We start from the raw sequence: 12056 nt of genomic DNA, 5'->3' as shown, positions 1-12056 counted from the left end.
TGGTACTGGAGACCGGTGTGAGTGTCCCTGAGGAGCTCGGTGTCGTGGCGGTTGCAGTTGCTCCCTCAGACGAGGCAGGTTCGGTGGATGTGCCCTGGTCGCTGCATGCACTGAGCGCGAGAAGCAGGATCGGCGCTGCTAGCCAGGATTTTTTCATTGTCATTTGTGATCGCTTCATCCTGTGGACGGGTCGGCGTGTGGTGGCAGAGCTAGGACGGGTGTCAGCGGCGCATTTCTGCGTACGCTTGTCGCCGCAGCTGTCGAAGTTGCCGCCCATCGGCCAGTTGCCAGTCCCTCCAACCGTGCCGTTGCCGGCCCATGATGTCCGTCAACGGCGCCGAGGGTGGCCCGTAGCGTTTCCCGTCGACGTCGAGGGCCCCGTCCCGCGTGATCGTTGCGATGTAGGTGAGCCCGCGGCCGGTATCGTGATACGTCAGCTGGTCGCCGACCTGTAGATGGCCGAAGAGCATGAGCTGCAAGATGTCGTCGTCGTACGCGATCGGGGCGGAAGACGGCATGATTCGATCGGGTTGGTGTGTGAGCATGGAGGATTCGGATGTCGAATCGTCGCCGTCGCACGAGTTCGGATTCGCCTCGTCAGGTTGTGCGGTTGCGGTGGCTGCACCCGCGAGACGATGTTCCGTTGTAGGTGTCGGTATCTCGACTTTGTCTGCGTGTTGGTTTCCCGAGCCCACGAGGTTTCCGATCCCGCGGCCCACCCACCCGAGCCCGGATCCGACTCCTGAGACACCGGCACCGATCGCTTTGCCGGCCGCGCCGGCGACAGCACTGCCTGCGGACGCTGCCCGACTGCCGACTTCCGCCAGGGCGTCGACGACGCTGGGACTCTCGTGGTCGGTCCATCCCATGACCTGGCTGCCACGTGCCTGCGCGAAGTCGTCGAGGTCGTTCTTGAGTTTGACGATGTCGTGTTTGAGATTGTGGGCGGCGCCCCACCGGAATCCGTCGAGTCGGTGCATTTTTGCAAAGTTCGACAGTTCCGACCGCGCGTGCAGCAACAGTTCGCCGTCGCGTTCGAAATGCTCTGCCAGCACTGTGCGTGCGTCGTCGAGCACCACCTGCAGATGCTGCGGCTCGGTGGCCTGCACGCGCGCGATCCGCAACCGCTGCCACAGATAGAGCGACTGCTCACCGACCACCAACAGGTGCAGGGATTCGCCGAGCCGGTTCTCTTCGATTGCTCGGCGGAGATAGTCGGCGCGATCCTGGACCGGGCGAGTGGCATCGAACCCGGCCAAGGTGCGTTTGACGTGTTCTCGGAGGCGTTCGATGGTCACATTCAGGGTGGGCCGGAGTCCGGCAACAGATTCCCAGTCTGCGGTCGGCAGTGTTCCGTGTTCGTCGAGGGTGGTGACGAGCCGATCCAAGGTTGTGAAATGACCGACCACGTCACCGACTCGGGACGCTTGGGCGAGGGCGAGGAGTTGTTCGACTTTACCGTCGACGCGGGCGATCGATTCGTTCACCGACGCGATGGCCACCGAGAGGGCGACCTGCACCGCGATGAGTTGGAAGGACAGTGCTTGGGTGGGGCCGAGGGATACTTTCTGCCATTGCAGTTGCTGGCGGAACTTCCCTGCTTGGTCGACGACGGTCATTCGGAAGAACCCGCTGTCACCCGGCAACGCTTTGTACGTCTTCAATGCCTGGACGCTGTTCGGGGACAGTCGCACGAACTGACCGGCCTGGGCGGCAATAGATTTCGCTCCGACGGCAGCGGCGGCGACATTGGCCATCGAGGTTGTGCTGACGCCGGAAACATCGAGTGCCTCGCCGGCGAGATCGGTCAGGCGCGCGAGGTAGCCGGCTACGACCTCCGGGTCCCCGGCAACGAGAATGCCTTCCGGCTCGACGGAGACAGCGAGTTCGCTGCCAGGGCCGGCGCCCTCGAACAGGTCCATTGCAGCAGTGCCTGGTCGAGTGGGCTCTGATAATGAACTGTTCGACGAGGGTGTCTCGTTCATCGATGTCCGCTTTCTGCTGGTGTGGTGGTTTCCGGTGGAAAGCATCCTGGCGATGTCGGTGATGGCGGCGTCGAATCGTTCCCGTCCGCCGGCCGAGTTCAAGTGTAGGTTCTCGCGATCGGTGTCAGTTTCTCAATTTCGTGTCAGTTGTCTGTCAGCGGCGTGTTGGTTTCTCATTTTCGTGTCAGCACGAGTGAAGCTATGTAGGTGCCGCGAAGCGGTGAGGTCGAGGTCAGGTACGTGCAGGGCAACGGTGGTCCTGTCGCGACGACGGTCGCCGCCGCGGATCCGCTACGAATAGTGCGCGGTTTGCCGGTTCGACGAGTGCGAAGTCATCCTCGACGGAGGCATTACGCGGGCTGGTTCTGGTCAGCGACCAATCGTGACCACGTGCTCTACGAGAGCCGGTTGGAGCTCGATCGGCTGTGGTTGGCCGACTTCGCTCCGGGGGTAATCCGGATGGCGGCGCAACCGATGTGGATGTGCGGCTCGGACGGGACGAGCACACGTAGGCACGTTCCCGACATGCTTCTCGAACATGCTGATGGTGGGTTCACGGTCGTGGACGTCAAACCGGAAGAGTTCGCCCGCCGCGAGGAGGCGGCGCAGGTATTCGCCTGGACTGGGCGGGTGTGCGCCTCGCGGGGTTGGTCGTACGAGGTGTGGACAGGCGCGGACCCGGTGGTGCTGGCGAATATCCGGACCATTGGCGCCGCGCGCAGAACGGGCTCGATAGATACCACGACCGTGGCGTGCATCGAGGCGGTCGCCGTGACCGGAATGACGATCGACGAGGTGGTCGCGGCCGCAGACACGCAGCGGGGCCGCATCGCTGTGCTGGCGAAGTTATGGTTCAGGTCGTGGACGGCGGATCTTACGGTACCGCTGTCCGGGCAAACGGTCTTGACCTGGTGAGAGGACGACTTTATGACAGAAATCCTCGATCTCCGTCCTGGGATTCGGGTCTGGTTCGGGGGCGCCTCGTGGGAGGTCGTCGCCCTCCATGGTCTTGAGGTGACGCTCCGGTCAGGGCCGTCGTTGCAAAGGGTCGCGGTCACCGAAATCACTGCCCACGCTGTGGCAATGGCCCATAAGGACGACTCCTTCGATCCCACAGCGGTGGTGCTGTCGTCGCTGACGACGTCGCAGCGCCACAAGCTCGACGTCCGAGCCGGGCACGTGCGCAGCGCGCTCGCCGCGGTCAACGATGACGGGACCAACCTGGAGTCGGTGCTAGCGGCCAAGGCGAAGGAACTGGATGTCTCGGTGCGCACGCTCTACCGCTGGATCGCGGGCTTCCGGGCATCGGGGGTCGCCGGGTTGGCCGACACCCGCATTCGCAGCCGATATGCAGTCGGCGTGGACCCGCGGTGGGACGCGACGCGTCTTCAGGTGCTGGACGACTATGTCGAGGCATCCACGCCGACCATGGGAGTTGTCATCGACGCGGTTGTCCGCAAGTTGGAGGCAAGCTTCGGCCCGGGAACGGTGCCGCTGCCCAGTAAAGCCACTGCTTACCGGCGTCTGAAGGTGCTGGCGAAGGGACGGCATGCGTTCGGCAGTGCAAAGGGACGGCGGTCGGTGGCCGATCGTCCGACCGGTGTGTTCGGTCGGCTCCGTGCCACCCGGCCCGGCGAGTACGTGGTGCTCGACACCACGCCGCTGGATGTGTTTGCGATGGAGCCGATCACGATGCGCTGGGTCGGGGTGGAGTTGACGGTGGCTATGGACCTGTTCACCCGCTGCGTGCTCGGACTGCGGTTGACCCCGGTGTCGACGAAAGCGCAGGACGTCGCGAACGTGCTCTACCAATGCATCACCCCAGACCGCCAGCGGGACGACGGCGGGTGGCCGTATCACGGGGTTCCGCGGAATCTGCTCGTCGGCACCGAGGAACCCGACGGCGTCTCCCAGCAGCGGGTCGGCGACCTCCCTGCCTGTTTACCGGAGGCGATCGTGGTCGATCACGGCAAGCAGTACCTGTCCGATCACGTGATCGGGGTCTGCGCGCGGCTCGGGATCACGGTCCAGCCGGCGATCCCGCACAAGCCGACCGACAAGCCCACGGTCGAGAGATTTTTCCGCACGCTACGCGAATCCGTGCTCCAGCACCTGCCCGCCTACAAGGGCCCGGATGTGTACTCCCGCGGAAAAGACGTCGAGGACAAGGCGTTCTACTACGTCAGCGAACTCGAGCAGATCATCCGCGAGTGGGTCGGGTCGGTGTATCACCGCACCCAGCACGACGGGTTGTGTGTGCCGGAGATCCCGCGGGCCGAGTTCTGCCCGGCCGAGATGTTCGAGATCGGGGTCGCGAAATTCGGGTGCCTGCTGTTACCGAGCAGCCCGGACTTGGCGTACGAGTTCCTCGATGTGCGGTGGCGGATGATCCACCACTACGGGGTGGAGGTCGACGGGCTGCGCTACGACGGTGCCGGGCTGAACCTGTATCGCGGCACCCGGTCCCCGTACGGCGGTGTGCACGCCGGTAAGTGGCCGATCTTCGTCGACTCCCACGACGTCCGGCACGCCTACTTCCAAGATCCGGACACCAACGCCTGGCACCAACTGGTGTGGGAACACGGGGCGTGCCTGAACCAGCCGTTCAGCGCCGATGCCGTCGACTACGCCAAACGCGTCAGCATCCGCGAGCACCGCCACCTCGATCCGCACCGCGCCGTGCAGGACCTGCTGCTCGCGTGGAGCCGGGAGGAAGTCGAGACCCGCCGCGACCGCAGCCTGGCCCGGCGGCTCAGCGCGCAGCGGCCCACCCTCGACGGCGAACGGACGTCCGGTGCCGCGCCGGACGGCGAATCCGTGCGGGAGGACGCGTCGCTGCCCGGGGTCATCGATCTGCTCGAGCACCTCGCCCAACGCTCGACGAGCCCGGTCGAGCTTCCCGACGACCTGGACGTGTTCGAGCAGTACTACGCGCAGCGGCCGGACGAGGAGGTATTCGGGGTGTTCGACGAGTGAACCGATGGGCACGATGGTTGGCGGACAACGGCACCGCCCGCTACCAACTCTCCCGCAAGAAGGGATGGGATGCGTTCGTGCACTCCGCACCGCGCGAGTCGTTCGACGTCCTCACCCGCACCGAAAAGACCCGGCTCAGCGGTGAGGAACGGGAGGACTACAACGAGGCCCGGATGGTGTGGAACGCGAACCTGCCGACGATCAAGACCAGCCAGCTGACCGCCGCGTACTCGGTGATCGATCAGGTCCTGGCCTCCGGGCGGCGGGACGGGGACAAGCTGCGCGGGTCGGTGGTGATCGACGCCGAACCCGGTTTGGGGAAGACGACCATCGCCACCCGGTACGCCCGCGACTTCCACCGCCGCGCCTACCGCCGGGAGGGCCCGGTCACCTTAGGTGGGCATCAGCGGTTGCCGGTGGCGTTCGTCCCGCTCAGCGCCGGCATCACGTTGAAGGGTCTGAACCAGCAGATCCTGCGGTTCTACGGCCACCCCGCCGTCGACCGGGCGTCGACCTCCAAGCTGGGTGCGTTGGCCGTCGACTGTGTCACCAGCTGCGAAACCCGGTTGGTCGTGCTCGACGACCTGCACTTCGTGGACTTCAAGCATCGCAACGGCATCGAGGTGTCCAACCACCTCAAGGGTCTGGCCAACGAGATGGCGGCGACGTTCGTCTACGTCGGAGTTCAGCTCGCCGAGAAGCGGTTCTTCGATGAAGGGCAGCTCGGGGAACAGGCCGCCTACGCGCAGACCAGCCGCCGTGCCACCCGCTGCCCGGTCGCCCCGTTCGCGGTCGATACCGATCCGGGGCTGCGGAGTTGGATCAGCCTGCTCCGCACGTTGGAGGGGCACATCAAGTTGGCCGACGCCCACGAGGGGATGCTCGTCGAGCAGGCGAAGGTGTTGCACCGGCGCACCCAGGGCCGGATAGCGTCGCTGACCAACCTCATCGACCGCGTCTGCTACCTGGCGATCGCCTCCGGCACCGAGACGATCACCCCGGAGTTGATCGCCGCGACCACCATCGACAATGCCGGCGAATCCGCCGCCCGCACGGCCTGACCCCACACCTTCCACCGCGCCCCCGGCGGCGCGACTGAGGCCGATTCCCGGCGGTTACGACATCGACCGCTGGCCGATCACCGTCCCGATCCGCCCCGGCGAGGCCATCCCCGGATGGCTGCTGCATTTCGCCTCCCGGTACCAGCTGTCTCCGGCGCAGTTGTTGCGGGAGTTCGGCTTCACTTCCCGGCCCGCCACCGTCGACCGTGTACTGGACCAGGTCGCCGAGTGCTCGCGGGAGATCACCTGGTGCCTCGGCCTCGCGCCGCGGGCCTTGTCGCCGGCATTGTGTGGTTGGCCGGCCGAGGCCTCGCTCGGCCGCTACCTCGCGCACCGCCGCGGGATCCGGCACCACTTCAGCGGGTCCCGGTTTTGTCCACGGTGTCTCGCCGAGCCGGACTGCATCTGGCAGAGGCAATGGGCGCACCCGTTGCTTCCGATCTGCCTGCGGCACCGACTGCGGTTGCAGACCCGGTGTCCCGGTTGCGGGCAGGTGCCATTCTCCGACACCACCTGGCTCGGCAGCCACGGCCCGCCATGGCACTGCCCCCAACGGTGTCCGCGCGAGAGCGCCGATCGGAAGGTGCGTCCGTTCTGCCGGCACGACTTGCGCGACGCCACCGTAATCGAGGCCAACGACGACCTGTGCACGGCCCAGCGGTATCTGACCGCGCTGGCCGAGGCCACCGACATCGACGATCCCACCTCCCGATACGACAGGACGGCCGCGACGACCCGATTCGAGGCCTTCTGCGACCTCGCCGCCGACAAAGTCGGCATCGAGGCCCTCGTCACCCTCGGCGCCCATCAGGAGCGTCAGCAAATCCGATGAGCACAGGACAGTCCACCCAGTTCGTGGCTGACCCGAAGTTGAAGTTGGTATTCCCAAGTTTGTGTCCCAAGGACACGCGGACGGTAATGCTGCTCAACGCCTGCGATACCCGCAACGCTGCGGGCCGGACCGCCCGCAACACAGATCCCGCCCGCCCCGTTTTGGTCGTTCTTGGAATAGTCGTTCAGCTGGCGGGGCGGTCTGTCACTGTGACCGAGATCTGCTGGATCTTGCCGCCGCGGAGCACGGTCAAATCCACTCGATCGCCCGGGTCGACGGCACGGAGCGCCGCGATGAAGTCCTCCGCCGACTCGATGTCGTGGCCGTTGACCGCGGTGATGACATCGCCCGGCCGGATACCCGCGGTCGCAGCCGGACCGAGCGGGACGACCTCGAGGACGACGACACCGTCGGTGCGGTCGACCGCCAATTGTTCGGCGATCTGCGGTGTCAGCGTGCCGGGCTGAATGCCGACGTACGCATGCTGGGCAGTTCCCGAGGCCAGCAGTTGATCTGCGACGTCGACGACATCCGCCGCGGGGATGGCGAAACCCAGAGCCACCGCACCCGCCGACGGGGGAATGTAGGCCTGGCTCATCCCCACGACCCGCCCTTGTCCGTCGATCAGCGCACCCCCGGAGTTACCCGGCGAGATCGCGGCGTCGGTCTGAATCAGGTCGACCAGCGGCGCCCCGGTGGAGGCCGACCCGGGGATCTGACGGTGCAATCCTGAGATGATGCCCGAGGTGACCGTGGCCTCGAACCCCAGCGGACTGCCCACGACTACGGCGAGCGCGCCGACCTCTGGCAACGCTGTCTCGAACGTCGCCGCAGTCAGATCGGTGCGGTCCGCTTGAAGGACCGCGACGTCGGTCACGCGATCGACGGCCCGCACGTTCGCGGACACCTGTTGCCCGTCCGCGAAGGCCACACTCACCTGCCGGGCACCCTCGACCACGTGGGCGTTGGTGACGATGGTGCCGTCGGTCTTGTAGACGATGCCGCTGCCCACACCGGACCCGGTAAGCACCGTGACGACCGAGGCCTCCACCTGCCGGACCAGTGCCGGCAGGTCCACGGCAGGCCCGGCTGGGGGCGTCGAGGTGGTGGGAGCCGAGGCGCCGCATCCCGCGAGGAGGGGGACCGCGATCGCGACCAGCGGCACCCAGATCGAGGAACGTACGGTCGACGGAACGCGCATCAGCGACCGGTTCCGTACGACATCGGTCTCCTACATGCACCTACTGCGAGTGGGCCCACCAGATCAACATACCCCTGTCTCCTCCCGTGGTCCGCGACTCCCGACCCGCGTCACATGCTCATAGAAATCTACATCGACGATTGCGGTGCGCGTGCCTCAGCTGCTGCGGCGACGAGTCGTATATTGTTGTACTACTTTTATTTTCAAGACCGATATGCCTGTTTCGGCCCGATTCGCATGCCGTACTGTGCAGCCGAGCCTGCGCCTACCGGTTCGGCGTCCGGTCGGGCAGTCAACCGGTTGAGCTCACGAACGGCCCAACCGCAGGAATCGGACTTTAGTGACTTCACTGTACGAGCTGATCCGACAGCTGGAAGAAGAGGATTCGTCACTGGTTTTCTTCTGCACCAAGCGATTAGGAACAGCCGCTGGGTCCTGATCCTCTACGTGAGGGTGAAGACTCTCACCCATTTCTTTCGGCTGCTAGGGTCTTGGTAGCGGGAGTTCTACTCCGAAACCCCAGTCCATCGACGCCGAGGGGGCGTGATGTCAGAGTCCAGTGGCGGAACCTCCGCCGTAAGTCCACACCCACCTGCTCGCCAGGTGATTGCGACATTCGACACCTATGCCGACGCCGAGAGCGCCGTCGACTACCTCTCCGACCAGCATTTCACGGTAGACAAACTGGCCATCGTCGGTCGCGACATCGAGCTGGTCGAGCAGATCGTCGGCCGATTGAACTACGGCTGGGCCGCTCTGCGCGGCGCCGCCGCGGGCGCGCTGACGGGTGCGCTGTTCGGCTGGATCTTCGGGTTACTCGATTGGGTTCAGCCGCTGCTCACGGGCCTCGCGCTCGCCTTCTACGGGTTGGTATTCGGTGCCGTTGTGGGCGCTCTGCTCGGCCTGCTCATGTATGCGCTGCAGGGCGGCCGGCGCGACTTCACCTCAATCCAGTCATTACAACCACGTCACTACGAAGTCCTCGCCGATGTCGAGGTCGCGGACGAAGCCGTCCGCTTGCTCACCGGCCGGACCGATCGAAAGGAATGAGTCATGGCGACTGCTGTGGGTATAGACCTGGGCACCACCAACTCGGTCATCGCAAGCTGGCAAGGCGGCGAGCCGGTGGTGATCTCCAATGTCGAGGGAGCGCGGACGACGCCGTCGGTGGTGGCGTTCACCGAGAGCGGCGAGCGCCTGGTGGGTCAGCTTGCCCGACGGCAGGCGATCTTGAATCCGAAGGGCACGATCTACTCGGCGAAACGCTTCATCGGACGTCACTACGACGAGATCTCCGAGGAAGCCAAAGCGGTCAGCTTCGACGTCGTGCCGGGTGACAACGGTGAGGCCCGCTTCGACGTGCGCGGCAAGAAATACGCACCGGAGGAGATCAGTGCCCTCGTGCTGCGCAAGCTCGTCGACGACGCGAGCAAGTTCCTCGGTGAGAAGGTCAAGGAAGCGGTCATCACCGTTCCGGCCTACTTCAACGACGCGCAACGAAACGCCACCAAAGACGCCGGCCGGATCGCGGGCCTCGAGGTTCTGCGGATCATCAACGAGCCGACCGCTGCGGCACTCGCGTACGGCATGGACAAACAGACCCACGAAACCGTACTGGTCTTCGACCTCGGCGGCGGAACCTTCGATGTGAGCCTGCTCGATGTCGGCGAGGGAGTGGTCGAGGTTCGTTCCACGGCCGGCGACTCCCACCTCGGCGGCGACGACTTCGACCGACGCCTGGTGGACTACCTCGCCGACGAATTCCAGCGCGCGGAGAACATCGATCTGCGCAAGGATGCGCAGGCATTGCAGCGCCTCTTCGAGGCCGCGGAGAAAGCCAAGGTCGAGTTGTCCTCGGTGACCCAGGCCCAGGTAAACCTGCCCTTCGTCACCGCTGACGCGAACGGTCCCAAGCACCTCACCACCACGATCATGCGATCGAAGTTCGAGGATTTGACTGCCGATCTGGTGGAACGCTGCCTCGACCCCGTGAAGCAGGCGATGAGTGACGCCAAGGTCACCGCCAACGACATCGACGAGGTGATCCTGGTCGGTGGTTCGACACGTATTCCTGCGGTGCAGGCGCTGGTTCGCCGGCTCACCGGCGGCAAGGACCCCCACATGGGCGTCAACCCGGACGAGGTCGTGGCGCTCGGTGCCGCAGTCCAGGCGGGCGTGCTCAAAGGCGAGGTCTCCGATGTGCTGTTGCTCGATGTCACCCCGCTGTCCCTCGGCGTCGAGACGCAGGGCGGGGTGATGACCAAGATCATCGAGCGCAACACGACGATCCCGGCACGGCGCAGCGAAGTGTTCTCCACGGCGGAAGACAATCAGTCCGCCGTGGACGTCGTGGTGCTGCAGGGCGAACGCGAACGTGCGGCCGACAACCGGGTGCTCGGCCGGTTCCGGCTGGAAGACATCCGCCCCGCGCCACGTGGCGAGGCCCAAGTCGAAGTCACTTTCGATATCGACGCCAACGGCATCCTGAACGTCACCGCCCGCGACAAGGACACCGGCAAGGAACAGAGCATCACGATCAGTGAACAGGGCAACCTGGACCAGAGTGACGTCGAGCGCATGCTGGCAGAGGCCGAACGGAACCGGGGTGAGGACGAGGCGCTGCGCAAGGCGGTCGACGCACGCAACGCGCTCGATTCGGTTGCCTATCAAGTGGAACGGCGACTCGCCGAACTCGGTGACAGTGCCCCGCCGCATGAGAAGGCGCGGGCCGAGATGCTGATCGCCGACGCCAGGAAGGCGGTCAAAGACGGTGCTTCACCCGCGGAGGTTCAGCCACTCACCTCGGAGCTGCAACAGCTGCTCTACGGACTTGTGCCGGACCAGTCGGACGACGGCCAAGCAGGCGGCGCTGATGCTGCGTCGTCGGATGACGACGACGTGATCGACGCCGAATTCGATCGAAGCTGAGGCACACGATGGAAAGGTCTGCAGATCATTCGACGACCGAGCCGGCTACCGACGGTACCGACGGGGATCAGACCGAGACGGCGCCTGATCGCACCGACACGGGGGCCGAGTTGGCTCAACTCGAGGATCGTTGGCGCAGGGCCGTCGCAGATCTGGACAACCTGCGCAAGCGGTATGCCAAGGATCTGGATCGTGAACGCGCCGCGGAAGTAGCGAAGGTTTCGGCGGCGTGGCTGCCGGTACTGGACAATTTGGAGCTTGCGCTGGCCCATGCGGGCAGCGATCCGCAGGCCGTCGTCGAGGGTGTGAAGGCGATCCGGGATCAGGCGGTACAGGTGCTCTCACGGTTCGGCTTCGAGCGCCACGACGAGGTCGGTGTGCCGTTCTCCCCGGAGCTCCATGAAGTGGTCAGTGTGGTAACCCGACCCGACCTTCCGTCCGGGACCGTGGTCGAGGTCTTGCGCCCGGGTTATGGAGAGGACGGGCGACAGTTGCGGCCCGCCGCGGTGGTCGTCAGCCGCCCCGAGGGGTGAGCACCGATGGCCCGTGACTACTACGAAGTACTCGGGGTCCCGCGGGGCGCCGGCACCGACGAAATTCAGCAGGCGTACCGCAAGCTGGCCCGCAAGTACCACCCCGATGTGAACAAGGATCCCACTGCGGAGGACAGGTTCAAGGAGGCCAACGAGGCCTATCAGGTGTTGTCCGACCCGGACACCCGGAAACGCTACGACCGATTCGGTGACGACTTCCGGCATGTACCCGAGGATTACGACGAACGGGTCCGGGCAAGCGCCGGTGGGTACGGCGGCGGGTTCGGCGGTGGCGGGTACGGCGGTGGGGGCGGGGGCAGAAGGGTGCACTTCGGCCACGGTGTCGGTGGCGAGGGCGGCGTCGACTTCGAAGACCTCTTCGGGCAGATGTTCGGCGGAGGCGGTGGGTTCGGACCGATTCCCGGCGCCGATCAGGAGGCCGAACTGGAACTGGCTCTGGAAGAGGCCTATCAAGGCGGAAAACGCACTCTCAGACTGGACGGACGGCAGTATGACGTCGACATTCCAGCCGGTGTCCTG

10 protein-coding genes are annotated in these 12056 nt (G+C 65.3%); 8 read left to right on the top strand and 2 right to left on the bottom strand.

Features of this window, described 5'->3' with window-relative positions:
- Positions 1-221: 221 nt before the first annotated feature.
- A complete protein-coding gene (locus ATN38_RS17650; protein ID WP_209923544.1) occupies positions 222-1922 on the bottom strand; it encodes a hypothetical protein in 1701 nt (566 codons plus the stop codon).
- Positions 1923-2192: 270 nt separating this feature from the next.
- Here ATN38_RS17650 and ATN38_RS17645 point away from each other — a divergent pair, with 270 nt between their 5' ends.
- The 4 genes from ATN38_RS17645 to ATN38_RS17630 are packed head-to-tail and all read left to right on the top strand — an operon-like array spanning position 2193 to position 6854.
- Complete coding sequence (locus ATN38_RS17645) at positions 2193-2900, top strand: TnsA-like heteromeric transposase endonuclease subunit (protein WP_003942661.1); 708 nt, start codon at positions 2193-2195, stop codon at positions 2898-2900.
- A gap of 12 nt (positions 2901-2912) precedes the next feature.
- A complete protein-coding gene (locus ATN38_RS17640) occupies positions 2913-4961 on the top strand; it encodes a helix-turn-helix domain-containing protein (protein ID WP_178377389.1) in 2049 nt (682 codons plus the stop codon).
- The gene (locus ATN38_RS17635; protein ID WP_003942663.1) at positions 4958-6022 is read left to right on the top strand and encodes an ATP-binding protein; all 1065 of its coding nucleotides are present in this window, start codon (positions 4958-4960) and stop codon (positions 6020-6022) included. The genes ATN38_RS17640 and ATN38_RS17635 overlap by 4 nt, the downstream gene beginning before the upstream one ends.
- Entirely contained in the window at positions 5991-6854 is an 864-nt protein-coding gene (locus tag ATN38_RS17630; protein WP_003942649.1) for a TniQ family protein, read from the top strand. Before ATN38_RS17635 ends, ATN38_RS17630 begins: the two co-directional genes overlap by 32 nt.
- Positions 6855-7038: 184 nt before the next feature.
- Here the strand turns inward: ATN38_RS17630 and ATN38_RS17625 are convergent, their stop codons facing one another.
- Positions 7039-8055: a S1C family serine protease gene (locus ATN38_RS17625; protein ID WP_218748309.1), complete on the bottom strand. Its 1017-nt coding sequence runs from the start codon at positions 8053-8055 to the stop codon at positions 7039-7041.
- Between the two features lie 546 nt (positions 8056-8601).
- On the opposite strand from ATN38_RS17625, the gene ATN38_RS17620 reads away from it, so the two are divergent.
- The 4 genes from ATN38_RS17620 to ATN38_RS32825 form a co-directional block, all read left to right on the top strand.
- Entirely contained in the window at positions 8602-9105 is a 504-nt protein-coding gene (locus ATN38_RS17620) for a general stress protein (protein WP_005203454.1), read from the top strand.
- Between the two features lie 3 nt (positions 9106-9108).
- Positions 9109-10983, top strand: a complete 1875-nt coding sequence (gene dnaK, locus ATN38_RS17615; protein WP_218748308.1) for a molecular chaperone DnaK — start codon at positions 9109-9111, stop codon at positions 10981-10983.
- A gap of 8 nt (positions 10984-10991) precedes the next feature.
- A complete protein-coding gene (locus ATN38_RS17610) occupies positions 10992-11516 on the top strand; it encodes a nucleotide exchange factor GrpE (RefSeq protein WP_003942659.1) in 525 nt (174 codons plus the stop codon).
- A 6-nt stretch (positions 11517-11522) separates the two neighbouring features.
- Positions 11523-12056, top strand: a 534-nt coding sequence (locus ATN38_RS32825; protein WP_256931945.1) for a DnaJ domain-containing protein, incomplete at its 3' end; no start/stop codon positions are given.

It is taken from the genome of Rhodococcus sp. FH8, assembly GCF_019266085.1.
Lineage (GTDB): Bacteria > Actinomycetota > Actinomycetes > Mycobacteriales > Mycobacteriaceae > Rhodococcus_F > Rhodococcus_F qingshengii.
The sequence above is the reverse complement of the archived record's forward strand: the minus strand, read 5'-3'. Positions and strand labels throughout refer to the sequence as shown.